This window comes from Pseudomonas sp. MWU16-30317 (assembly GCF_020515695.1).
Taxonomy (GTDB): Bacteria; Pseudomonadota; Gammaproteobacteria; order Pseudomonadales; family Pseudomonadaceae; genus Aquipseudomonas.
This window is the reverse complement of sequence record NZ_JAIWJA010000001.1, coordinates 712,566-736,472: the sequence shown is the minus strand read 5'-3', so window position 1 is coordinate 736,472 and position 23,907 is coordinate 712,566. Positions and strand designations below refer to the sequence as shown.

The window sequence follows — 23,907 nt, the reverse complement described above, 5'->3', positions numbered from 1 at the left end:
GGTTCTAGAACACGATCAGGTCGCGCAGGCTGTTGCCACTGGCCAGCCCGTCGAAACCTTCGTTGATGTCTTCGAGCGCCAGCTTGCGGCCAATCAGACGGTCCACCGGCAAGGCGCCGCTGCGGTATAAACCCAGGTAGCGCGGCACGTCGCGGGCCGGTATGCAGGAACCGATGTAACTGCCCTTCACCGTGCGCTCCTCGGCCGTCAGGCTGAGCTGTTGCAGGGGCCAGCGATCGTCGGGGCGAGGCAACCCGGCGGTGACCGTGGTGCCACCGCGCCGGGTAGCACCGTAGGCCAGCTCCATGGCGGGTACGGAACCGGCGAACTCGAAGGCGAAATCCACACCGCCGCGGGTCAGCTCGCGGATCTGCGCCACGGCGTCCGGGTCCCGGGCGTTGACCGCAGCGGTAGCGCCCAGGGACAACGCCAACTCCAGTTTGGAGGCCTGCACGTCCACCGCGATCAGCGGATGGGCACCGGCCGCCCTGGCGCCCAGCAAGGCGCTCAAACCTACACCGCCCAGGCCGACGATCAATGCCGACGCCCCTGGCGTGACCTTGCCGGTATTGACCACCGCGCCCACCCCGGTGAGTACGGCACAACCGAATACCGCGGCCTCGACCGGATCGATGCTGTCGTCGACAGGGATGCACGAACGCGCACTCACCACAGCGTGATCGGCGAACGCCGAGACCCCGCAGTGATGGCTGACATGACTGCCCTCCGCGCTCAGGCGATAGCCACCCTCAAGCATCTCGCCCTTGCCATTGGCTTCGGCACCCGGCTCGCACAACGCCGGGCGGCCCTCCATGCACGGCACGCAATGCCCGCAGCTGGGCACGAACACCAGCACAACCGTCTGCCCGACCCGCACGTTACGTACCCCGGCGCCGACTTCCACCACCTGTGCGCTGGCTTCATGCCCCAAGGCCATGGGCAGCGGTCGGGGCCGTACACCAGTGATCACCGACAGATCGGAATGGCACAATCCGGCGGCGATCATCTTCACTTTCACCTCCCCCGGCCCCGGCGGCGCCAGGTCCAGTTCGGTGATGTGCAAGGGTCGGCTTTGCGCAAACGGCGCCGACAGGCCCGATTCGCGAAGTACCGCAGCTCTGATTTTCATTCAAGGCTCCTGCTCTGATGCATTCGAATAATCGCTGTCACCCGTGGTGGCTGACGACCGTTTTGGTCAGGCTGAATTCTTCCAGCGCCATAAAGCCTTTTTCGCGACCATGGCCACTCTTGCGGATACCACCGAACGGCAGCTCCACACCGCCTCCGGCGCCGTAGCAGTTGATGAACACCTGCCCGCCTTCAAGGCGCCGTGACAGCCGCTGCTGGCGCGCACCGTTCTCGGTCCAGATCGCCGCCACCAGGCCGTATTCGGTGCCGTTGGCCAGGGCCACGGCATCGTCTTCATCATCGAAAGGCAGCACCGCCAGCACCGGCCCGAAGACTTCTTCGCGGGCCAGGCGATGGTCTCTGGGCACGGGCCCGAACATCATCGGCCGCACGTAGTACCCCGCGCTGGGCAGCTCGGCATCGAGGATGCCCTCGGCCAGCACCGGCAGCCCGGAATCGCGGCAATAGGCGACGAACTCGTTGACCCGGCCGAACTGCGCTTTGGTGATGATCGGCCCGCAGTCCGGCGCGCTGTCCGGGGCGCCGACACGCATCTGGCAAAAACGCTCGGCGACGCGGGCGACCACCTCGTCGAACACCTCGCGTTGAATCAGCAAGCGGCTGCCCGCCGAACAGGTCTGCCCGGCGTTCTGGATGATCGCGCCGACGATGATGGGCACCGCTTTATCGAGATCGGCATCGGCAAACACCACTTGTGGTGACTTGCCGCCCAGCTCCAGCACGCATTTGACGTAGTTCTTCGCTGCGGCGGTCTGGATGGCCGTGCCAACCTGTGGCGAGCCAGTAAAGGTGATCAGGTTGATGCCTGGATGCTCGGCCAACGCTGCACCCGCCTCGCGCCCATAGCCGGTGACGATGTTGAGCACGCCGGCGGGCAAACCGGCCTCGACCGCCAGTTCGGCGACGCGCAATGAGGTCAGGCAGGCATCTTCGGCCGGTTTGACCACCGAGGTGTTACCCATGGCCAACGCCGGCCCCAGCGTGCGGCCAAGCATCTGCGCCGGGTAGTTCCACGGAATGATGTGGCCGACTACGCCGAACGGCTCGCGCTGCACGGTCACCGAGTAGCCCGGCAGATACGGCAGGACTTCACCGTGAACCTTGTCGGCAGCGCCGCCGTAAAACTCGAAGTAACGTGCCAGCGCTTCGATGTCCTTGCGTGCCAGGGCCAACGGCTTGCCCGTGTCCCTGGCTTCGATCCCGGCCAGTTCATCGATGTGATCGAGGATCTTGACGCCGATACGGGTCAGGGTCCGGCCGCGTTCGGTGGCGCTCAGCCTACCCCACTCGCCCGCCAGCGCCGCGCGGGCAGCCTTGACGGCAAGGTCGATGTCCTCGGCCTGACCACGGCCGATGGTTGCGTATTGTTCGCCCGTGGCGGGTGCGAACACCGGGATGCTGTCTTGGCTGGATGCCACGTGCCACTGACCGCCGATAAACAGCTTGCTCATGAGTAAGCCTCCAGGCTCAGGGAAGAAAACGGTTGATCGGGGCGCGATGGCGCCTTCGGCTGTTCGGGCAGCAGTGCGCCACGTTCGATATGCAGTGTGCGATCGGGCACATCCTTGAGCAGGCTGGCGTTGGATTCGGTCACCAGGATGCACAGCTGTGGCTGGGTCTGCTGCAGGCGCTTGAGGGCTTCGCTGTACTGATTGGCCAAGGCCGGGGCCAGGCCCTGGAATGGTTCGTCGAGCAGCACCAGGCGCGTACCGATCATCAGCGCCCGGCCCAGGGCGGCGATCTTGCCCTGGCCGCCGGACAGTGCCGCGCCGGAGCGCGCAAGCATGTCCTTGAGTTGCGGGACCACTTCCAACGTCATGCTCAGGCGCTCGTCGACGGCTGCTTTCTTGAAGCCGCTGACCTGGCAGGGCAAACGCAGGTTTTCTTCTACCGTCAGGCTCGGGAACATCACCCGTTCCTGGGGCGCGTAGCCGATGCCCAGACGCGTGCGATTATGTGCCGGCACGCTGGCCAGATCAGTGCCGTCGAACAGAATCCGCCCGCTGCGCAGCTTGACGAAGCCCATGATCGCCCGCAGCAGCGTAGTCTTGCCGGCACCGTTGCGGCCCACGACGGCAACGATGCTGCCCGGTGGCAGCTCGGCCTGGATGTTACGCAGCACCGGGACTTTGACGATGTCGGCGCTGATAGTGTCGAAGTGCAGCATGGTCAGCTCCTCAGATGCCCAGCACCTGGCGTTGCACAGTGGGGTCGGCAAGCACTACGTCCGGCGTGCCGTCGGCGGCGATGCCGCCGCTGATCCAGGCCGCGACGCGGGTGGCGTAGCGGCGCACGATATCGACGTCGTGCTCGACGAAGATGGCCGTGACCCGCTGTTCGTCCAGGGCGCGCATGAGGATCTCCATGATCCCGTGCTTTTCTTCGCTGGACACGCCGCTGGTGGGCTCGTCCATGATCAACAGGCGTGGCTGCAGCATCAGTGACATGGCCACATCGAGCAGCTTGCGCTGGCCCTCCGGCAAGTTGCTGACCGGCTCATGTTCGCGCTCGCGCAGGCTCACCAGTTCGAGCACGCGGTCCACCGCCACGGCGTCGGCGCTGCGCCCTAACGGTCGCCAGAATGGCAGCCGTGGTTGGCGTGCCATGCCCGCCAGCTCCAGGCACTGGCGCACATTGTGCTCAAGAAACAGCTGGGGTAATTGAAACGAGCGCGCCATGCCCTGACGCACGATGCGCCGCGGTGACTGCCCGGTGATGTCATTGCCGGCAAAGCTGACGTTGCCTGCAGTGGGCCGAATCAGCCCGGTGCAGATATTGATGAAGGTGGTCTTGCCGGCGCCGTTCTGGCCGATCACGGCCAGGCGCTCGCCCTCTTCGAGGCTGAAGTCGATGCCGTTGGCGACCACCAGGCCACCGAACGCCAGCGTCAGGCCGCGGGTCTGCAGGAGCGCACTCATGACTCACCCTCCAAGGATTCGCGGCGAGCCGCACGGCGTTTGTGCAACAGCCCACTGAGGCCGGAGGGCAAAAAATAGATGATCACGATCAAGGTCGCGCCCACCAGCAACTGCCAGGCACCGCTGACCAGCACCGCCGCGTACATCTTCAGGAACTCGTAAAGCAAGGCGCCGACGAACGCGCCCAGTGCATGGCCCGAGCCGCCCAGAATGGCAATGAAGACGAATTCGCCGGAACGCAGCCAGTAACCCATCTCGGGGGTCACCAGCCCTTGCGACAGGCCAAACAACGAACCCGACAGACCGCACAGCCCGGCCGACAGTACGTAGCCCTGCCACAACAGCTTCCTGGCACTGATGCCCAGGTATTCGAGGCGCGTTTCGTTGCTTTTCATCGCCATCAGCGCTTCACCGGCGCTGGAGCGCAAATAACGCTGCACGCCCCAGATCACCAGCACCGCGCAAACCAGCACCAGCACCAGCAGGGCGGTTTCGAAGCCGTTGCGGGCGAGGTCGAAGCCAAGCAGGGTCGGCCGCGCCACACGCAGGCCATCGGTACCGCCGGTGTAGGCGTAGAACTTGCCCAGCAGAGTGAACAGCACCATCGACAGCGCCAGATTGAGCATGCCGAAGAAGATCTCCCGGTAGCGCACTACAAACGCGCCAATGAGCATGCCGGCCACCACGCTGGCCAGGGTACCGAGCGCGATCAGCGCAAATCCGTCGAGGCCGCGATAGCGCACGCTCAGGTACGCCACCGTGTAGCCCGAGATGCAGGCGTACATGGCGTGACCGAAAGAGATCTGCCCGGCCCGCAGGAGCACGACGATGCCCAGCGCCGCCAGGCCATAGCACAGCGCCAGAATCAGCGGCAACTTCAGCCACGGGAAAGCCGCCGCCAGGCCCAGTACGACACCGCTCAGCGCAATCGCCCCATACAGAGTGGTTCGCATCAGATTCTCCTCGCCTGCGCCACGGTGAACAGCCCTTGCGGGCGGATCAGCAGCACCAGCACCATGATCACGTAGGGCATGACTACCTCGAGCTCGGGCATCAGGTACACGCAGAAGGACCGCGACAGGCCGATCATCAGCGCAACGATCAGTGCGCCGGAGATCTGCCCGAGCCCGGCACTGGCGACCACGGCGAACGACAGCACGATCATGTCGGCCCCGATGCCGGGCACCAGTGAGGTGGTCGGCGAGGCCAATGCGCCCCCCAGCGAGCCGAGCATGGCGCCGACCACGAACGTCAGGTAGGCGATACGCTTGGCATTGATGCCCATGGCGGTCGCCACTTCGCGATCATGGGTGACCGCAACGATCTGCCGACCCATGAGGGTGCGCCGCAAGAACCACTGCAACAGCAGGTACACGGCAATGGCCGCGCCCGGCACGAACATCAGCTGGTAGTTCATGTACATCACGCCCAGCAGCTGCGAGGTGCCCATCTGATTGACGACGTCGGAGACGAAATACGGCTGGGTGCCCCAGATCATCCGCTGCAGGTCTTCAAAGATCATGAAGGCGCCGAAGGTGACCAGCAGTTGCAGAATCGGGTCGTGGTCCTGAAAGCGCCGCAGCAACAGCATCAGCACGGTGCCGAGGACCACCCCGACCAGCAGTGCGCCACCGATCAGCGCCGTCAGCGAGGCAGCCAGCGAATCACCGCCCTGCCCCAGCCACACGCCCAGCGACGCCGCCGCATAGCCGCCGCAGGCATACAGGCTGCCATGGGCGACGTTGAGGATGCGCACCACGCCAAAGATGAAGGTCAGCCCCAGCGCCACCAGAAACAACAACCCCGCATACGACACCCCATCGAGCAGCGCCAGCATGAAGATGTCGCGGGTCATGGCTGTTTATCCAGCAGGCTGACTTTGTCGAGCAGCGCCGGTGTCAGGGTTTTAAGCCACGCCGGGGTCGACTCGCCCGCCGGGGTGGTCACCAGGGCGGCCGGCACGATCATGATGTTCTTGAGGACTTTGAATCTGTAGTCGGGGCTGCTGGTGGTCATGCCGAACAGTTGGTCTTCCAGGCCTTGGCCATCTTCGGGGCGGATAGTCACGGGGGCGGTCAGGCCACGGAACTCCAGCCCACGAAAGGCCCTGGCCAGTTGCTCCTCATCCGGCCACTGGCCGTTATTGGCGACGATGGCTTTTTTGTAGGCGGCAGTCATTGCGTCCAGCGCCTGCACCATGTGGTACACCGAATAGATCGGGTAGACACCGGTCTTGGCGCGGTATTTATCGACGAAGGCCTTGTGTTTAGGGTCATTGATATAGCGCGGTTCAAGGAAGTAGTGATCGCCGCGGGCGCCGATCAGCACGCCATCGGGCAGACTGTTGCCCAGGCGCTCAAGCGAAGACTCGCCCAGGGCGAGGAAGAACTGCGAATTCTTCAGCAAGCCACGCTGGCTCGCCTGACGCACGAAGGTGTCCAGGTCGCCCCCCCAGGAAGTGCTCAGCACGACGTCCGGACGCAACACTTGCAGGCGGCTGACTTCGGCGGAAAAATCCGAAGCGCCGAACTTGGGAAACAGCTCGGCGACCACCTGCACGTCGGGCTTGAGGGCCTTGAGGGTGGTCTGGAAGATATCCCACGAGTCGCGACCCCAGGCGTAGTCCTGGTTGACCACGGCGATGGTCTTGAAGTCCGGTTTCATCTTCAGCAGATAGAGGACGCTGGCGACCATTTCGGTCACGGCGTTGGCCTGACTGCGAACGATGTACTGGTATTGATGGCCTTCAATAGCCTTCTCGGTGCCGCAGTCCCACAGGATGTTGACCACCTTGAGGTCTTCGGCAACCGGGGCCAGCGTGTTGCAGTTGCCGCTGGAGATCGACGCCAACATGATCTGGGCGCCTTGCTCCTGGACCACGCGCCGGTACTCGGACAACAACCGGTCACCCCCTACGCCTTCGTCGATGTAGATGGGCGCGACCTGGACGCCGTCGATACCACCGCCAGCATTGAGTTCGTCAAGGTAGATTTGCGCGGCTTCCCTGGCCGGCATGCCGAACACCGAGGCCGGGCCGGACATGAACGTGGTGATGCCGATGGGCAAGCTGGCAGGCTTTTCGGCGGCCTGTACGCTTGAGCTGGCGAGGCAGCCTAACGTGAATGAGCATAAAGAGAACGCGAACAGACCCGCAGTCATTGCTTTGCGCTTGAACATGGCTTTGCCCTTTCGGCTATTGTTTTTGTTGAAAAGCGTACGTCTTGAAGCGTAGTCCTCCAGCAGAGTGACGAGGGCCCCGTATGTTGTGAATCTTTAAATCTGTAACCCGGCGTTCGGCGTTGCCGAATGCTGCGATGCACTAACGCCACAGGATCAGGCGAGCGCGCAGTGCGCCGCCACTGCAGGTGACCAACTCACATTCCTACCTACCCTGATGAAAAAGCCCACAAGTACCGTCCCTTCGCGGAAGGATGCTAGCGGCTGCGATTCCTTAGCCTGAGTCGTCCGCGCCGCCCCCTCCGGGCAGCCGCCATTCATCAGCAAGGGATTGCCTCCATGACCCAGCATCGCCCCCAACACCCCAGATCCGCCCGTACCTTCAAATTGAAGCCCTTGCTGCTGTCTGCGCTTGTGGGGCTGATCCCGGTCATCAGCGGCATGCTGATCCTCTATTGGCAGGTCGATCGCTCATTGATGCGCGACAGCCTGGCTGCCGGACAACGGGCTATCGCCAACATCGACCGAACCCTCGAACGCGCCGACGACGTGACCGCACGCGCCATCTCCTTGGCGGGACAGGAGTGCAGCGCCATCCTCGAACCGATGCGCCGCCTGGTAGTGGGCTACCCCTCGGTACGCTCGATCGTGATGGGCGACAGCGAACGCCTGTATTGCGGTAGCGAAATCGGCGAGTTCACCCGCCCTGTAACCCCGGATATGAACTCGACCAACAAATTGATTCTGCGCACTGCCAGCACTTCGATGCCTGAACAACCTTCGTTGCTGTTTCGCCGGTTCGAGGGGCGCAACAGTGTCAACGCCGTGGTCGATGCCCTGGTACTGGGCGAAAACCTCGCCCACGCCCGCAACGGTGCCACCGTGCTACTCGAACACAACGGGCTGTTTCTCGATCCCGAGGGACGGATATCGGCTTATGACTTCGACGACCATGGCGATCATCATGCAGTGCAGGTGTCGGCGCACTACGGCTACACCATCCACAGTGGTTATGGCCCGAATGAAGTGACCAAGGCCTTCAAGGCCCAGGCATTTCCCATGTTCGGCACGCTGCTGCTGTTGGGCGTCATTACCGCCGGCGTGTGCCATTGGCTGTCACGCCTGCCGCGCGGGCAACGCTGAACACCGATCCAGACCGCCTGCCTGTCTTCGCGGGTGGGCGCTTGCGGCGCGCGAGGCCGGCCCCCCTCTGCACATTTACCCATCGGCGACAACCTGGCAGTCCTGCGAGTAACCCCCACGCCTGTTTGTGGCTATCATGCATCGAGCTGTCTCACCCGGACCAAGACGTAATCGCGCCTGGCCATGGCCGACGTCCGCGCCCCCGCCTTGTTGCACTGCTGGTGTATGCCTATGCCCTTGAACCGCAAGTCCGCACGCCGCAATGCCCTGCTACCTTGGCTCGTGGGCGCTGTGCCCGTGTTGTTGGGGCTGGTGATCACTTATTGGCAAGCCGAACGGGCGCTGGTCAACGAGGGAGAACTGACCGCCACTCAAACCGTCGAGCAGATCGAGCGCATCCTCGACAATGTTGCCGGTGCCGCCGACGAGCTGTTGCCATTGGCCGGCACACCCTGCGCCGACGCGCAGTTGGCGTTGCGCGATCAGGTTGCCCGTCGCCCCTACGTGCGCTCCACGCTCATCGCCGAGCGCGGCAGTCTGTATTGCAGCTCGCTGTTCGGCGACTTTCGCGAGCGCTTGAACGCGGCGGATTACGTCGACGGTCGGCTGTCGCTGATCAGCGGCAACAGCGTGACGCCGGGGCGCGCGGTGCTGCTGTACCGCGCCCACCGCGACGACCCGCAGCATCCCGATCAGAGCGCCCTCGCTGCCCTCGACGGCACTCACGTGATCAATACCCTCAACACCTTGGGGCGCCATAACGATTTGATCCTGCAGGTCGGAGCGGACTGGCTATCAGCCGATGGCCAGGTACAGGAACAGGCCCTACCGGTGTTCGACATGGCGCCGGTCACCGTGCAATCGGCGCGCTACCCCATCAGCGTGCATACCGGTTTCGCGGCAGGATCCGCCTGGCAAGTGATGGTCAGCGACTATCCGGCGCTGCTGGCGCTGTTGCTGTTCCTCGGCCTGTTGGCCGGGCTGGTCTGTCGCTGGCTGCTCAAGCGCGCGCATTCGCCGCCGGCGGAACTGCGTCGGGCGCTCCTGGCTGCCGAGTTCGTGCCGTACTTCCAGCCGGTGGTGCGCAGTACCGACAAACACTGGGCCGGCGCCGAGGTCCTGATGCGCTGGCAGCATCCGCACCTAGGGTTGGTGCGCCCTGACCTGTTCATTCCGCTGGCCGAAGACTGCGGCGAAATCGTCCCCATGACCCGCTCGTTGATGCATCAGACCGCCCAGTTGATCAGCCCCATCGCCCATCGGCTCGGCGAACAGTTCCACCTGGCCTTCAACATCAGCGCCGCGCACTGCCAGGACCTGACGCTGCTCGCTGACTGTCGCGAATTCCTCGCCGCGTTTCCCGAAGGCAGTATCAAGCTGGTGCTGGAATTGACCGAGCGAGAGCTGATTGAGCCCAGCGACGTGACCCAGCGCCTGTTTGCCGAGCTGCATGAAATCGGCGTAAAGATCGCCCTGGATGACTTCGGCACCGGCCACTCCAGCCATTCCTATCTGCAGGCGTTCAAGATCGACTGCCTGAAGATCGACCAGAGTTTCGTTGCCATGATCGGCGTCGAAGCGCTATCGCGGCATATTCTCGATAACGTCATCGACCTGTGTCACAAGCTGGAACTGCAAATAGTCGCCGAAGGCGTCGAGACGCCGGAGCAAGGAGAGTACCTGGCGGCGCAGAACGTCGATTACCTGCAAGGCTATCTGTACGCCAAGCCCATGTCGGGGGCCGATTTCATCGCCAGGTTGCCCCAAGCATGACCCGTAGCGAGGGGACTTGCTCCCTCGCTACAGGCCGCCATTAGTGCTTGATGCAGATCAGCAACAAACTGATGGTAATGAAGGACGCCAGCGTGGTGATCACCAAGGCGGCGGCACAGCGACCTTCAAGGCCGAAGCGCTGCCCCAGGATCGGATACACGCTCATCATCGGCGCACTGGCCATGATCAGGCCTGCAGTCATCATCGCCGGCTCGACGTCGGCCAGTACCAGGAAGCCGAGGCTGAGCAGCAACGGATGCAGGATCAGCTTGCCCGCCCCGATCTGCAGGATTTCCCCCACCTGCCCGCGCACCTTGGTGCCGTACAGCACGCCGCCGATCACGAACAACGCCACAGGCGCGGAAGCCATCGAGAGCATTTCGATCAGCTTGAGCGGCACCACCGGCAACTTGACCTCGGCGATCGACAGAATACCTCCGGTGATGATCGCCAGGATCAGCGGATTGCGCGACAGGCGCTTGAACGTTTCACGCACTACCGTCAGCGTCGAACCGCCGCCCTGATGACCCGCCTCGGCGAGCGCCAGTGCCAGCGGAATCATCACCAGGTTCTCGACCATCATGCCGAGAGCCAGAGCGACGCCGGCCTGGGGCCCGACGGCCATCAGGGCAATCGGATAGCCGATAAAGCCACTGTTGGAGGTGCCCATGCCCATGGCAGCGATCGCACTGTTGCTGAGGTTGTGCCCATGCAGCTTGCGAAACACCACCAGCCCTACCGCCAGGCAGCCCAATGACGCCAGTACATAGGCGATCAGGTAATGGGGGTTGAGGACTTCGGCAATTGGCCGCAGGGCCAGGGCACGGATGACCAGCGCCGGCATGGCGAAGGTGATCACGAATGTACCAAGGCCGCGCATCTGTTCACGGCTCAACAGGGAAAAACGGGCGGCCAGGTAGCCCATGCCGATGATGCAAAAAATGGGTGCGGTGATTCCGAGAACTTCCAGCAAGCGGGCTTCCCTCAGCGCTGGCGGCCGACAATCGTGGCCTCCATGCTCCCTTGATTATTGTGTACGGGTGTGTCCACGATATAGCGCTCGCAGGGGTATCTCCAGCGGTTTTTTCGAGGGCGAGCCGCCTCGCTAAGGGTGATGGAGCGAGGCCGCTTGCCGCCGACCAGTACGAATGGCCGAGCGATCGACTGCGACATCGTTATCAACCTAATTGATAGCAGGCTTGCTAAATAGCTGTTTTCAGACCAAATATTTCGATGTTTATCATTCACAGTGATATTCATCTTCGAACCATTCGATTCGTCGATGGTCATGATCGAAGCCATGATCCGCCCACTCTCAATCTATCGGTGGGCAGCACACATGGAACAGTCTTTCAATCACTTGCGTTTTCCTCTCGCGGCCATCGCCCTGGTGGTCATGACTGCCTGCGGTCGCGCGCCGGAGGTTGCTCAGGCCCCAGCTGCACCCCAGGTCAGCGTCGCCAAAGTGCTGGAGCAGCCGATCAACGAATGGGACGAGTTCACCGGCCGCCTCGAAGCGCCGGAAACCGTCGAAGTGCGGCCGCGCGTATCTGGTCAGATCGACAAGGTGGCCTTTACCGAAGGCGCGTTGGTGAAAAAAGGCGACCTGCTGTTCCAGATCGACCCGCGCCCGTTCCAGGCCGAGGTCAACCGTCTGGATGCACAGCTCGCCCAGGCGCGCGCCACGGCCGCGCGCACCGACAACGAAGCGCAGCGCGGCGAGCGCCTGAAAGCCAGCAATGCGATTTCTGCCGAGCTGGCGGAAACGCGCACCACCACCGCCCAGGAAGCCCGCGCCGGTGTCGCGGCCATCCAGGCGCAACTCGACCTGGCGCGCCTGAACCTGAGCTTCACCCGGGTGACCGCCCCCATCAGCGGTCGCGTCAGCCGCGCGGCCATCACCGCTGGCAACATCGTCACCGCCGACCAGACGCCACTGACCACCCTGGTCTCGACCGAAAAGGTGTATGCCTACTTCGACGCCGACGAGCGCGTGTTCCTCAAATACAACCAGCTGTCGCGCGCCGGCCAGCGCAGCCAGACCAGCCCGGTGTACCTGGGCCTGTCCAACGAAGATGGCAACCCGCACCTGGGCCAGATGGATTTCATCGACAACCAGGTCAACCCGCGCACCGGCACCATCCGTGGCCGCGCCGTGTTCGACAACAGCGACGGCAGTTACACCCCGGGCTTGTATGCGCGCCTGAAACTGGTCGGCAGCAAGACCTACGACGCCGTGCTGATCAAGGACGAAGCCGTCGGCACCGACCTGGGCAAGAAATTCGTGCTGGTGATGGACAAGGACAACAAGGCCGCTTACCGCTCAGTCGAACTGGGGCCCAAGCTTGAAGGCCTGCGCATCGTGCGCAGTGGCCTGGTCAAGGGCGACAGCATTGTCGTCAACGGCCTGCAACGGGTACGTCCGGGCTCTACCGTGACCCCGCAGGACGTACCGATGGCCAGTGACGCGACCCTCGCCGCCCTCGCCCAGCAGCAACAGGCCCTCGAAGCCCGCACCACCGTCAAGACCGATTCGCCGGCGCCCCGCCTGGCGGCTGTTACCTCGCCACGCGGTTAAGGAAGCATCCCGATGAACTTCTCGCAATTCTTCATCAAGCGGCCGATCTTCGCCGCTGTGTTGTCGCTGGTGATCCTCATCGCCGGCGGCATCTCGCTGTTCCAGTTGCCCATCAGCGAGTACCCGGAAGTGGTACCGCCGACCGTGGTGGTGCGCGCCACCTTCCCCGGCGCCAACCCCAAGGTCATCGGTGAAACCGTAGCCGCCCCGCTGGAGCAGGCCATCACCGGTGTCGAGCACATGCTGTACATGTCCTCGCAATCGACTGCCGACGGCAAGCTGACCCTGACCATCACCTTCGCCCTCGGCACCGACCTGGACAACGCACAGGTTCAGGTACAGAACCGTGTGACCCGTACCGAACCCAAGCTGCCTGAAGAAGTGACGCGTATCGGTATCACCGTCGACAAGGCCTCGCCAGACCTGACCATGGTGGTCCATCTGACCTCCCCTGATAAGCGCTACGACATGCTTTACCTGTCCAACTACGCGACGCTCAACATCAAGGATGAGCTGGCGAGCCTGAACGGTATCGGTGATGTACAGCTGTTCGGCATGGGTGAATACTCGCTGCGCGTCTGGCTGGACCCGAACAAGGTCGCTTCGCGCAACCTGACCGCCACCGATGTGGTCACGGCCATTCGTGAACAGAACCGCCAGGTGGCTGCCGGCCAGCTCGGCGCACCGCCGGCGCCAAACGCGACAAGTTTCCAGATGTCGATCAACACTCAAGGCCGGCTGGTCAACGAAGAAGAATTCGAGAACATCGTGGTGCGCGCCGGTGCCGATGGAGAGATCACGCGCCTCAAGGATATCGCCCGCATCGAACTCGGCTCCAGCCAGTACGCCCTGCGCTCACTGCTCGACAATCAGCCTGCGGTGGCGATTCCGATCTTCCAGCGTCCTGGGTCCAACGCCATTCAAATATCCAACGACGTTCGCGCCAAGATGGCCGAACTCAAGAAGAACTTCCCCGAAGGCATGGATTACGCCATCGCCTACGATCCGACGATATTCGTGCGCGGGTCCATCGAGGCCGTGGTCCATACCCTGTTCGAGGCTTTGATCCTGGTGGTCGTGGTGGTCATCGTGTTCCTGCAGACCTGGCGCGCCTCGATCATTCCCCTGGTGGCCGTCCCTGTCTCACTGATCGGCACCTTCGCGGTCATGCACCTGTTCGGGTTTTCGCTCAACGCCCTGTCGCTGTTCGGTCTGGTGCTGGCCATCGGTATCGTGGTGGATGACGCCATCGTCGTGGTGGAAAACGTCGAGCGCAACATCGAACTAGGGCTCGAGCCCGTCGCTGCGACCCGCAAAGCCATGAGCGAGGTGACTGGACCTATCATCGCGACGGCGCTGGTGCTGTGTGCGGTTTTCGTTCCTGCGGCGTTCATCTCCGGGCTCACCGGGCAGTTCTACAAACAGTTCGCATTGACCATCGCCATCTCGACTGTCATCTCGGCGTTCAACTCCTTGACGTTGTCGCCGGCGCTTTCCGCGGTACTGCTCAAGGGACACGACGCGCCCAAGGATCGGTTTTCGAAGTTTCTGGATGCCTCGTTGGGTTGGTTCTTTCGTCCCTTCAACCGCGTCTTTGAAAAAGCCAGCCATGGGTATGTGGGTGCGGTACGTCGGGTGATTCGCGGCAGCGGCATTGCGCTGTTCGTCTACGCCGGATTGATGGGCCTGACGTATCTCGGCTTCGCCACCACTCCCACCGGTTTCGTGCCCCCGCAGGACAAGCAATATCTGGTGGCCTTCGCGCAACTGCCGGATGCCTCGAGCCTGGACCGCACGGAGGACGTGATCAAGCGCATGTCCGATATCGCGCTCAAGCAACCGGGTGTGCAGTCCGCCATTGCGTTTCCGGGACTGTCGATCAACGGCTTCACCAACAGCCCAAACAACGGCATCGTGTTCGTCACGCTCAAGCCATTCGACGAGCGCCGGGACCCGAGCCTTTCGGCGGGCGCCATCGCCGGGGCGCTGAACGGCAAGTACGCGGCCATTCAGGACGCCTACATGGCGATCTTCCCGCCGCCGCCGGTCATGGGGCTGGGGACGATTGGCGGTTTCCGCCTGCAAATCGAAGACCGGGGCAACCTGGGCTACGAGGAGCTGTACAAGGAAACCCAAAACGTCATCGCCAAGAGTCGCAGCGTGCCGGAACTGGCCGGGCTGTTCACCAGCTACACCGTCAACGTTCCGCAAGTGGATGCCAGCATCGACCGCGAGAAAGCCAAGACCCACGGTGTGGCGATCAGTGACATCTTCGACACCCTGCAGGTGTATCTGGGTTCGCTCTATGCGAACGACTTCAACCGCTTCGGCCGCACCTATCAGGTCAATGTCCAGGCCGAGCAGCAGTTCCGTCTTGACCCTGAGCAGATCGGTCAACTGAAGGTGCGCAACACCCTGGGCGAGATGGTCCCACTGGCGACCTTCATCAAGGTGGGCAGCACCTCGGGGCCTGACCGGGTAATGCATTACAACGGCTTCGTGACCGCAGAAATCAGTGGCGCCGCCGCGCCGGGCTACAGCTCTGGCCAGGCCCAGGCCGCCGTCGAAAAACTGCTCAAGCAGGAACTGCCCAACGGCATGACCTACGAATGGACCGAGATCACCTATCAACAGATCCTCTCGGGCAATACCGCCCTGCTGGTCTTCCCGCTCTGCGTGCTGCTGGCATTCCTGGTGCTGGCCGCGCAATACGAGAGCTGGAGCCTGCCGCTGGCGGTGATCCTGATCGTGCCGATGACCTTGCTGTCGGCCATTACCGGCGTGATCCTGTCAGGTAGCGACAACAACATCTTCACTCAGATCGGCCTGATCGTGCTGGTGGGCCTGGCGTGCAAGAACGCGATCCTGATCGTCGAGTTCGCCAAGGACAAGCAACAGGAGGGCCTCGACCCGTTGGCCGCGGTACTGGAAGCCTGCCGGATGCGGCTGCGACCGATCCTGATGACTTCGTTCGCCTTCATCATGGGGGTAGTGCCGCTGGTGATTTCTACCGGGGCCGGCGCCGAGATGCGTCATGCCATGGGTGTGGCGGTGTTCTCCGGGATGCTCGGGGTGACCTTCTTCGGCCTGCTGCTGACACCGGTGTTCTTTGTGCTAATCCGTCGTTACGTCGAACGTGCTCAGGCTCGCAAGGCCGCCCGGACGGAACATACCCGCGCATTGGCGCAGGAGAGCCACTGATGAACGCCCTTCAACATCAAACTTTGCGAGTGCGTAGCGTGACTTCCAACGCCCTGAAACTCTTCGCCCCGAGCCTGTTGCTGCTGGCACTGGCCGCCTGCGCTGTGGGCCCCGACTACAAGACCCCCGAGACGGCGGCGGCGAATGTCGTTGCCGCCAACGACGCCAGCCACTATGACCACGCACGGTTCGAGAGCGTCTGGTGGCAGCAGTTCGACGATCCGACCCTCAACACGCTGGTCACTCGATCGGTGCAAGACAACCGCGACCTGCGTGTGGCTTTCGCCCGCCTCAAGGCCGCGCGGGCGATTCGTGACGACATCGCCAACGACAACCTGCCGGTGGTCACCAGCCGTGCCAGCAGCGATCTGGGCAAGGCCCAGGTGCCAGGACAGACCACCGACCGGGTCAATATCGAGCGCTACGACCTGGGCCTGGACATGGCCTGGGAGATCGACCTGTTCGGGCGTATCCAGCGGCAACTGGAAGCCAGCAACGCCGAAGAAGACGTCGCTCTGGCGGACCTGCAACAGCTGCAAGTCACCATGATCGCCGAGTTGGTGGACGCCTATGGCAACTTGCGCGGCGCCCAGCTGCGCGAGCATATCGCCGCCGAGAACCTGAAGAACCAGCAGGATTCGCGGGCCATTACCGTGAGCCTGCGCGATGCCGGCGTCGGCAATCAACTCGATGTGGTGCGCGCCGATGCGAGGCTGGCGGGGGTAGAAGCGACGATTCCGCAACTGCAGGCCGACCAGGCGCGGGCGCGTAATCGCATCGCCACTTTGCTGGGCGAGCGCCCGGACCACCTCAGTGTGGACCTGGGCCCCAAGCAACTGCCGGCGATCGCCAAGGCGTTGCCGATCGGTGATCCGGGCCAATTGCTGCGTCGCCGCCCGGATGTGCGTAGCGCCGAGCGCAAGCTGGCCGCCGCCACCGCCAATATCGGCGTGGCCACTGCCGACCTGTTCCCCCGGGTCAGCCTGAGCGGCTTCCTCGGTTTTACCGCGGCACGCGGTTCGCAAATCGGCGCCAGCGCCGCCAACGCCTGGAGCCTGGGCCCGAGCATTACCTGGGCGGCCTTCGACCTGGGCAGCGTGCGCGCGCGGATTCGCGGCGCCAACGCCAACGCCGAGGGCGCCCTGGCGACCTATGAGCAGCAGGTATTGCTGGCGTTGGAGGAGTCGGAAAATGCCTTCAGCGACTATGGCAAGCGTCAGCAACGGTTGATCTCGCTGATGCGCCAGAGCGAGTCGAGCCGTGCGGCCGCCGACCTGGCCTCGATTCAGTACCGCGAAGGTGGGGTGGATTATCTGGTGCTGCTGGATGCCGAGCGCGAACGTCTGAGCGCCGAAGACGCCCAGGCCCAGGGCGAGATCGAGCTGTATCACGGCATCGTGGCGATCTATAAAGCGCTGGGTGGGGGTTGGCAGCCGGCCGCTACGGCTGCGGCGTCAGCGCCGGCACCTTCGCAGGCAAGCCTTGTTCCCACAGGTGCACGGCTCTAGAGCGGAGAACTCCCACGGGTGTACGCCTGTGGGAGCAACGCGTGCGCTCGAAGAGGCCGAGCGTGCTTGTACAGATTGCGCAGACTCACAGCTCATACCGATCCACCGCCCGGCGCCGCTCGTTGTCATCACGCATGTCATACGCCGCCGTGGTCTGGATATTGGTGTGGTGCGCCAGCTTCTGCGCGATCGACAGATCGTGCTCCTCGATCACCCGCGTGATGAACGAACGGCGAAAGTCATGGGGCATGATCTTCACACCCACCTCTGCGCCCCGCTGCCGGGCGATGTAGTAAATCGCATGCTTGGTGATCCGTTCCCGGGTGATATGACTGCCTCGGCGGATGCGATTGAACAGAAAGTCATCATCCGCCTGCCCCTGGGGCAACTCGCTGCGCCGCAACTCGAGCCATGCCTGCAACTTTTCGAACGCCCAGGCCGGGGCGTATTTGAGCAACTCGCGATTGCCCTTGCCGATCACCCGCAGGCTGCGCTCGGCGAAGTCGATCTGGCTGAGGTCGAGGTTGACCGACTCCGACTTGCGCATCCCGGAGCCGTACAGCACGGCGATCACCGCCGCGTCGCGCTTGCCCTGCGGGCGCGGATCGGCAGCGCAGGCCGCCATCAGGTCGCGGATCAGCGTGCGCTTGAGATTGCGGCCGTTGCCCAGGCGCGCGCCTTGGGTGGGTTTGACCGCACGGATCTTGAGCAAATGGGCGTGTTCTACCAGTTCAAGGCGCCAGGCCTCATTGACCACACCTCGGATGGCATTGACGTACAGCGACGAAGTATTTGGCGCATAACCATCTTCACGCAGGGCCGCCACCAGGCCAGTGACGTGGGCCGCTTGCAACAGGTGCCAGGGCACCTCGGTGATATCGGTGTCGGCAAAGCCGAGCCGATCGGCCGCGTCCTGCAACACATAGCGCAGGGTCAACTGGCTGCTCGGCGCCAGCCGCGCGAAATATTGCACCAGTGGGTTGCACAGTGGAGATGGCGGTGTGAAATCAGCAAACGGAGGGGAATCGTGATCAGGCAAACCGGGGCCGCTCTCGGCAAAAGGCGGCAGTTTAGCAGCCGTCGCAGGCCAATTGGCTAGCCAGTGGTCTTATAGTTGAAGTATCAGGCGAGGTAATGGTTGCATGAGGTTGATTGAGTGAAGGATTTTATCGGTCGCCGCGCGTGTTCGCTAACGTACCCACCACACGGCTTGCTCTGCAGCACCGCCTGTTCGGCGCAGGCGGCACGCCAGGGCGCGGTCGTCAGCGTTTTACAACGGCAGGGATCGCGCGGGCTTCTTCGCGAGCAAGCCCTGCCCCCACAGCGTTGACCCTCACCGAGTCGTACCACTGTGAGCAGGGCTTGGCCGCGAACAGGCCAGTAGCCCTGCCGATGACTATTTGTCGTCCAGCGCGTAGGCGACGATGTAATCCCCGGTCGTGGTCCCCAGCCCGCCGTGGCCACCCGCAGCAATGGCCACGAACTGCTTGCCATCCACCGCATAGGACAACGGCGTCGCCTGCCCACCTGCCGGCAGTCGGGCCTTCCAGATCACCTCTCCATTGCGTTCATCGATGGCGCGCAGATAGTTGTCGGCCGTGGCACCGACGAATACCAGCCCACCTTTGGTGACGATATTGCCGCCAATGTTGAAGATCCCGGTGTTGAACGGCAGGTTGTTGTGGGTGCCGAACGGCCCGGTATCACGGGTGGTGCCCAGTGGATGCTGCCACGCGACCTTACGTGTGTTCAGGTCGATGGCGGTCAAAGTGCCCCACGGCGGGGAGTTGCACGGTACGCCCAACGGATTGAGCCACGGGTGCACGCTGGCCACATAAGGCGTGCCGTACTGCGGCGCAAACGCCGACGGGTTTTGCGGCTGGTCACCCTTGCCATCCCAGGCCGGCACCTGTGGGTGCGTTTCGCGCGGGCTCATCTGCACGATAAAAGGGATGTAGTTGGCATTGGCGATCACCACCTTGTGGTTCGGATCGATGGATGCGCCCATCCAGTCAATCACGCCATCAAAGGCCGGATAGACGATGGTGGTCTGCAAACCAGGAGGCGTGAACTGCCCGCGGTAGTTGAACGACTTGAACTGGATGCGGCAGATCATCTGGTCGAACGGCGTGGCGCCCCACAGATGGTTCTCGGTCAGATCCGCCGGGGTCACCGAAGGCAGGCCAGTGGAATACGGCTGGGTCGGCGAGGTGAAATCGCCGTTGACCGCGCCTTGGGGTACCGGTTTTTCCTCGACCTGGGCGATGGGTTTGCCATCACGGCGATCGAGCATGAAGAACTCGCCGCGCTTGTTGGTCTGGACCAACGCCGGGATCTGCGCGCCTGGGTTGGCGGGATCGGGTACATCCACCAGCGACGGGCCGATGGGCAGGTCCATGTCCCACAGGTCGTGGTGGGTGGTCTGGAAGTGCCAACGTTCTTCACCTGTGGTGATGTCCAGGGCCACCACCGAGCTGTTGTATTGTTCATCGAATGGCCGACGGTGACCGCCGAAGTAATCCGGCGTCGCATTGCCCAGTGGCAGGTAAACCAGATTACGCTCTGGGTCGGCGGTGTAGACGCCCCAGGCGTTGGGCGTGCCGCGGGTCAGCTCGTCGGTGGCGCCAGGCTTGAAGTTATGCGGGGTATGGCCGATGTCCCAGGCCCAACTGATGGCGCCGGAGATCGGATCGAACGCGCGCACAGCGCCTGAAGGTTCGTGCTCGGCCTGGTTGTCCCAGACCCAGCCGCCCAGGATCAGCCGATCGTGCAGGACCAGCGGCGGCGACGTCACGAAATGGAAGCCCTTCTGCACATGCCCCAGATACTGCGTCAGGGACACGAAGCCGTGCTCGCCGAAGTCTTCGCAAGGCTTGCCGGTCTCGGCGTTCAAGGCCATCACCCGGGCATCGAGTACCGGTGCGATGATACGTTTCGGGCAATCGGTGGCGACGCCTTTGGGCGCTTCGTAATAAGCCACCCCACGGCACGCCAGGTAGACATCGGCATCCGTATCGGCGTGGGGGTTGAAGCTCCATTTTTTCTGCCCGGTCTTGGCGTCGAAGGCAACGACCCAACTGTGACCGGTGCACACGTAAAGGGTGTCGCCGACCTTGGTGGGGGTGTCTTCAAAGTTGAATTCGTGACCGGCATCGGTACCGCCCACGTCCTCACCGGGCCTCATGGTGTCGCCGGTCTGTGCTTGCCACGCCACCTTGAGGTGGTTGATGTTCTGCGGCGTGATCTGGTCCAGCGGCGAGAAGCGATCGCCTTTGGCGGTGCGACCGTAGTATTGCCAGTCGGCGTCGGCTACCGACGTATCGTGCCCATCGCTGACATTGGCCGGCAACGCCAGTTCGCCTTGAACACCTGGGGTTTGGGTCAGGGACACGACACCTGTGCCGACGGCGATAACCACCGCGACCGCCAGTGGCAAGTGCGCACGGCCATAACCGCTGGCAGATGCACCGAGGCGTCGCGCGACCCACGGCAGCAGCAAATAGATCCCCAGGCACGTCGGAATCAACAGCCTTGGCTCCAACTCCCAGCCACGCAGGCCAACTTCATGGAGCGCCCATGCGACGGTGCCCAATAGCACCAGTGCATACAACAGCAGCGACCAGCTGCGGCCCTTGATCAGACCGATGCCAGTGATCAGCGTACCCGCGCCGGCCAGCAGGTAATAAGGCGTCCCGCCCAGCACCAGCAGGTAAAGCCCGCCCGCAGCCAGCAGCAGGCCGGCAAGACCCACCAGTGCACCGGTGGTGCGCGGTGCCCTGCGGGTCCGCGGGGTTGATGAAGCAGTAGATGGGTCAGACACGTCGAAAGGCCTCCGGAGAAAAAATAGCGCGCAAGCGCCCGCAAGCCTGGCGAAGTGCCGGCCCGGGAGTATGGGCATCGAGGGTGCGGCATTTGGCCACAGATGTAACAATATATGACCGAACAAATAGCAAGCAAGCTAACTAATCCCCTCGGCGGATAATTAAAGTTTGAACTTTCTTTCACCGTTACGCTCAGCCGCATGCTCTAGCATCACCCTCTCGGGCTTTCTGCTTTACTCATACGTTGCGCGTCATTCGCCTCTGCGAGGCATTTACGAGGGCAGTCCTTGAATCGAGTATCGCTGTGCACTGCCGCCCTCATACTGGGCCAGTTGACCCCCATTGCTGCCAGTGCCTCGGCATCTGCCCCTGAGCTGCGCAGTGTCGAACCCGTCAAGGGCCAAGGCGTGCTGCACTACTACGAGTCGGACGACGCGCAATCGGCCGGCAAGGTCCCGACCGCTGCAGTGATCGCCATCCACGGCCATCCACGGGATGCACTGCGCACCTTTCAGGCCACCGCGACGGCGGTCAAGGGCACCGATACTCTGGTAGTGGCGCCGCTGTTTCAGGTCGACGAGCGCCACTCCGACCGCTGCGTCAGCGCCGGTGAACCACTGGCCGAACCGGGCGATCTGTTGTGGACATGCTCCTCGTGGATTGCCGGCGAACCAGCCAACAACGCACCAGGGGTAAGCGCCTTCAATGCACTGGACGCAGTGGTGGCCCAGGTCCACGAGCAATTTCCCAGTGTAAAGACCATCACCGTCGCCGGGTTTTCGGCGGGGGCGCAGATGGTCCAGCATGCGATCGCCTTCGCCGCGCCGGCGCCGACCGGGGTCACACTGCGCTATGTGGTGGCCGACCCCGGCACCTGGCTGTATTTCGATACCTGGCGGGCCTCGGCGACCACCGGCTGCGCGGACTTCAACCAGTGGAAATACGGCCTCGACGGGCTGCCGGCCTGGCTGAAGAAGACCCCAGAACAGGCCCGTGAACGCTATGCGACGGCCGATATCCGCTACCTCGAAGGCGAGCTGGACAGCAGCAACGCCAAGGGCACCTTCTATCCGATCCTGGACAAGAGCTGCGCAGCCATGGCCCAAGGCCCTTATCGCCTGCAGCGCGGGCAGGCCTATCAGACCTATGAACGGGAGCAGCTCAAGCCGAATAAACCGCGGCCGCTGGCAATCGTTCCTGGCTGCGCTCATGAGGTGACGTGTGTATTTCCGTCGGCTGAAGGTCGGGCGGCGCTGCTGGGGCAGTGAAGATACGGGCCAGTCGCTAACGCACGAAAGTCTCAATTCCCCCTACCGCCGCACTGAATAAAAAGTCAATTAACTGTCATTAATTCTTTACGAACGTGAACCGCTGATCACTTTGTTCGGTTTTTTGACAACTCCCCGATATTCGGTCGTAACTTTTCTCTTCTGTCCTGTCATAACAGCGGTGCCTGCCGATGGTTTATTGGCAGTCAGCGTGTTTCTGGCCTGATAAGGAGATAAGTGCATGATTTTCAACGTACAAGACTTTGGCGCCAAAGGCGACGGCATCACTGACGATACCGCAGCCATCCAAAAGGCGATCGACGCGGCCTCTGCCGCCGGCGGCGGCCAAGTGTACGTGCCAACCGGCACTTATATCGTATCGGGTGGCGAGGAACCCTCTGACGGCTGCTTGATGCTCAAGAGCAATGTGTACATGTCCGGCGACGGCATGGGCGCCACCACCATCAAGGTGGCCGATGGCTCCGACAAAGAGATCACCGGCATCGTGCGGTCTGCCTATGGCGAGGAGACCCACGATTTCGGCCTCAGCAACCTGACCCTGGACGGTAACCGGGACAACACCACAGCCAAGGTCGATGGCTGGTTCAACGGTTATATCCCCGGCAAGATCGGCTACGACTCCAATGTCACTCTCGATGGCGTCGAGATCAAGGACTGCTCCGGCTACGGCTTCGATCCCCATGAACAGACCGTCAACATGGTGATCAAGAACAGCGTATCCCACGGCAATGGCCTGGACGGCTTCGTCGCTGACTTTCTTAGCGACAGCGTCTACGAGAACAACGTTGCCTACGACAACGACCGCCATGGTTTCAACATCGTCACCAGCACCCACGACTTCACCCTCACCGATAACGTCGCCTATGGCAACGGCGGTGGCGGTATCGTCGTGCAGCGCGGCAGTGAAAATATTCCTTCGCCCACCAATATCACCATCACCGGTGGGGAGATGTACGACAACGGCGCCGAGGGCGTGCTGATCAAGCTATCCGACAACGTCACCGTCAGCGGCGTCGACATCCACGACAACAACGGCGCCGGGGTGCGCCTGTACGGCAGCAACAACGTCACCGTCAGCGACAACACCCTCACCAACAACGCGCTGGGCGCGGGTGTGCCAGAGGTGATCATCCAGTCCTATGACGACACTCAGGGCGTCTCGGGCAAGTACTACAACGGCAGCGACAACACCATCGAAGGCAACACCATCAGTGGCAGCAATCTGTCGACCTATGGCGTCGCCGAGCGCAACGAGGACGGTACTGACCGCAATGCCATCGTCGGCAACACCATCAGCCACACCAGCAAGGGCGACACCCTGGTGTATGGCGATGGCAGCTATGTGAGCGC

General features: G+C 62.8%; 17 protein-coding genes and 1 pseudogene. 7 read left to right on the top strand and 11 right to left on the bottom strand.

The features are described 5' to 3' along the window. Positions 1–4: 4 nt before the first annotated feature. Genes LIX93_RS03200 through LIX93_RS03170 form a run of 7 tightly spaced genes read right to left on the bottom strand, consistent with a single transcriptional unit; the run spans position 5 to position 7,244 of the window. The gene (locus LIX93_RS03200) at positions 5–1,129 is read right to left on the bottom strand and encodes a zinc-dependent alcohol dehydrogenase family protein (protein WP_226502561.1); all 1,125 of its coding nucleotides are present in this window, start codon (positions 1,127–1,129) and stop codon (positions 5–7) included. A 37-nt stretch (positions 1,130–1,166) separates the two neighbouring features. After that, the gene (locus LIX93_RS03195) at positions 1,167–2,600 is read right to left on the bottom strand and encodes an aldehyde dehydrogenase family protein (RefSeq protein ID WP_226502560.1); all 1,434 of its coding nucleotides are present in this window, start codon (positions 2,598–2,600) and stop codon (positions 1,167–1,169) included. Then, the gene (locus tag LIX93_RS03190) at positions 2,597–3,316 is read right to left on the bottom strand and encodes an ATP-binding cassette domain-containing protein (RefSeq protein WP_226502559.1); all 720 of its coding nucleotides are present in this window, start codon (positions 3,314–3,316) and stop codon (positions 2,597–2,599) included. Before LIX93_RS03190 ends, LIX93_RS03195 begins: the two co-directional genes overlap by 4 nt. A 10-nt stretch (positions 3,317–3,326) precedes the next feature. Next, entirely contained in the window at positions 3,327–4,067 is a 741-nt protein-coding gene (locus LIX93_RS03185) for an ATP-binding cassette domain-containing protein (protein WP_226502558.1), read from the bottom strand. Next, positions 4,064–5,020: a branched-chain amino acid ABC transporter permease gene (locus LIX93_RS03180; RefSeq protein ID WP_226502557.1), complete on the bottom strand. Its 957-nt coding sequence runs from the start codon at positions 5,018–5,020 to the stop codon at positions 4,064–4,066. The genes LIX93_RS03185 and LIX93_RS03180 overlap by 4 nt, the downstream gene beginning before the upstream one ends. Beyond that, the gene (locus LIX93_RS03175) at positions 5,020–5,922 is read right to left on the bottom strand and encodes a branched-chain amino acid ABC transporter permease (RefSeq protein ID WP_226502556.1); all 903 of its coding nucleotides are present in this window, start codon (positions 5,920–5,922) and stop codon (positions 5,020–5,022) included. Before LIX93_RS03175 ends, LIX93_RS03180 begins: the two co-directional genes overlap by 1 nt. After that, a complete protein-coding gene (locus tag LIX93_RS03170) occupies positions 5,919–7,244 on the bottom strand; it encodes an ABC transporter substrate-binding protein (protein ID WP_226502555.1) in 1,326 nt (441 codons plus the stop codon). Before LIX93_RS03170 ends, LIX93_RS03175 begins: the two co-directional genes overlap by 4 nt. A 339-nt stretch (positions 7,245–7,583) precedes the next feature. Here LIX93_RS03170 and LIX93_RS03165 point away from each other — a divergent pair, with 339 nt between their 5' ends. Beyond that, the gene (locus tag LIX93_RS03165; RefSeq protein ID WP_226502554.1) at positions 7,584–8,387 is read left to right on the top strand and encodes a CSS-motif domain-containing protein; all 804 of its coding nucleotides are present in this window, start codon (positions 7,584–7,586) and stop codon (positions 8,385–8,387) included. A 231-nt stretch (positions 8,388–8,618) separates the two neighbouring features. Next, the gene (locus tag LIX93_RS03160; RefSeq protein ID WP_226502553.1) at positions 8,619–10,160 is read left to right on the top strand and encodes an EAL domain-containing protein; all 1,542 of its coding nucleotides are present in this window, start codon (positions 8,619–8,621) and stop codon (positions 10,158–10,160) included. 40 nt (positions 10,161–10,200) lie between these two features. On the opposite strand, the gene LIX93_RS03155 is transcribed toward LIX93_RS03160, so the two are convergent. Together LIX93_RS03155 and LIX93_RS03150 are read right to left on the bottom strand one after the other, a co-directional pair. Then, complete coding sequence (locus LIX93_RS03155; RefSeq protein ID WP_226502552.1) at positions 10,201–11,133, bottom strand: AEC family transporter; 933 nt, start codon at positions 11,131–11,133, stop codon at positions 10,201–10,203. Between the two features lie 11 nt (positions 11,134–11,144). Continuing rightward, the gene (locus tag LIX93_RS03150; protein WP_226502551.1) at positions 11,145–11,450 is read right to left on the bottom strand and encodes a hypothetical protein; all 306 of its coding nucleotides are present in this window, start codon (positions 11,448–11,450) and stop codon (positions 11,145–11,147) included. Positions 11,451–11,499: 49 nt separating this feature from the next. Between LIX93_RS03150 and mexE the strand changes: the two genes are divergently transcribed. Genes mexE through LIX93_RS03135 form a run of 3 tightly spaced genes read left to right on the top strand, consistent with a single transcriptional unit; the run spans position 11,500 to position 17,447 of the window. Continuing rightward, positions 11,500–12,738 carry a multidrug efflux RND transporter periplasmic adaptor subunit MexE gene (mexE, locus tag LIX93_RS03145; RefSeq protein ID WP_226502550.1) on the top strand — a complete coding sequence of 413 codons (1,239 nt, stop codon included), beginning with the start codon at positions 11,500–11,502 and terminating at the stop codon, positions 12,736–12,738. A 12-nt stretch (positions 12,739–12,750) separates the two neighbouring features. Further along, positions 12,751–15,939 carry an efflux RND transporter permease subunit gene (locus LIX93_RS03140; RefSeq protein WP_226502549.1) on the top strand — a complete coding sequence of 1,063 codons (3,189 nt, stop codon included), beginning with the start codon at positions 12,751–12,753 and terminating at the stop codon, positions 15,937–15,939. Then, the gene (locus LIX93_RS03135) at positions 15,939–17,447 is read left to right on the top strand and encodes a TolC family protein (RefSeq protein WP_226502548.1); all 1,509 of its coding nucleotides are present in this window, start codon (positions 15,939–15,941) and stop codon (positions 17,445–17,447) included. The genes LIX93_RS03140 and LIX93_RS03135 overlap by 1 nt, the downstream gene beginning before the upstream one ends. Positions 17,448–17,532: 85 nt before the next feature. On the opposite strand, the gene LIX93_RS03130 is transcribed toward LIX93_RS03135, so the two are convergent. Both LIX93_RS03130 and LIX93_RS03125 read right to left on the bottom strand, forming a co-directional pair. After that, positions 17,533–18,486, bottom strand: a complete 954-nt coding sequence (locus LIX93_RS03130) for a tyrosine-type recombinase/integrase (RefSeq protein ID WP_226502547.1) — start codon at positions 18,484–18,486, stop codon at positions 17,533–17,535. A gap of 357 nt (positions 18,487–18,843) precedes the next feature. After that, on the bottom strand, positions 18,844–21,267 hold the full coding sequence (locus LIX93_RS03125; RefSeq protein WP_226502546.1) for a membrane-bound PQQ-dependent dehydrogenase, glucose/quinate/shikimate family: 2,424 nt from the start codon (positions 21,265–21,267) through the stop codon (positions 18,844–18,846). Positions 21,268–21,555: 288 nt separating this feature from the next. On the opposite strand from LIX93_RS03125, the gene LIX93_RS03120 reads away from it, so the two are divergent. After that, positions 21,556–22,536, top strand: a complete 981-nt coding sequence (locus tag LIX93_RS03120) for a hypothetical protein (protein ID WP_226502545.1) — start codon at positions 21,556–21,558, stop codon at positions 22,534–22,536. Between the two features lie 241 nt (positions 22,537–22,777). Next, positions 22,778–23,836 (top strand): annotated as a pseudogene (locus LIX93_RS29535) (glycosyl hydrolase family 28-related protein); the annotation flags it as partial. Positions 23,837–23,907: the final 71 nt, after the last annotated feature.

What these genes read in the sequence shown, in the direction of transcription:
- LIX93_RS03135 (WP_226502548.1), top strand. Translation starts at nt 15,939, where the DNA reads ATGAACGCCCTTCAACATCAAACTTTGCGAGTGCGTAGCGTGACTTCC.
- LIX93_RS03160 (WP_226502553.1), top strand. Translation starts at nt 8,619, where the DNA reads ATGCCCTTGAACCGCAAGTCCGCACGCCGCAATGCCCTGCTACCTTGG.
- mexE (WP_226502550.1), top strand. Translation starts at nt 11,500, where the DNA reads ATGGAACAGTCTTTCAATCACTTGCGTTTTCCTCTCGCGGCCATCGCC.
- LIX93_RS03170 (WP_226502555.1), bottom strand. Translation starts at nt 7,244, where the DNA reads ATGTTCAAGCGCAAAGCAATGACTGCGGGTCTGTTCGCGTTCTCTTTA.
- LIX93_RS03185 (WP_226502558.1), bottom strand. Translation starts at nt 4,067, where the DNA reads ATGAGTGCGCTCCTGCAGACCCGCGGCCTGACGCTGGCGTTCGGTGGC.
- LIX93_RS03150 (WP_226502551.1), bottom strand. Translation starts at nt 11,450, where the DNA reads ATGACCATCGACGAATCGAATGGTTCGAAGATGAATATCACTGTGAAT.
- LIX93_RS03190 (WP_226502559.1), bottom strand. Translation starts at nt 3,316, where the DNA reads ATGCTGCACTTCGACACTATCAGCGCCGACATCGTCAAAGTCCCGGTG.
- LIX93_RS03165 (WP_226502554.1), top strand. Translation starts at nt 7,584, where the DNA reads ATGACCCAGCATCGCCCCCAACACCCCAGATCCGCCCGTACCTTCAAA.
- LIX93_RS03180 (WP_226502557.1), bottom strand. Translation starts at nt 5,020, where the DNA reads ATGCGAACCACTCTGTATGGGGCGATTGCGCTGAGCGGTGTCGTACTG.
- LIX93_RS03175 (WP_226502556.1), bottom strand. Translation starts at nt 5,922, where the DNA reads ATGACCCGCGACATCTTCATGCTGGCGCTGCTCGATGGGGTGTCGTAT.
- LIX93_RS03140 (WP_226502549.1), top strand. Translation starts at nt 12,751, where the DNA reads ATGAACTTCTCGCAATTCTTCATCAAGCGGCCGATCTTCGCCGCTGTG.
- LIX93_RS03195 (WP_226502560.1), bottom strand. Translation starts at nt 2,600, where the DNA reads ATGAGCAAGCTGTTTATCGGCGGTCAGTGGCACGTGGCATCCAGCCAA.
- LIX93_RS03200 (WP_226502561.1), bottom strand. Translation starts at nt 1,129, where the DNA reads ATGAAAATCAGAGCTGCGGTACTTCGCGAATCGGGCCTGTCGGCGCCG.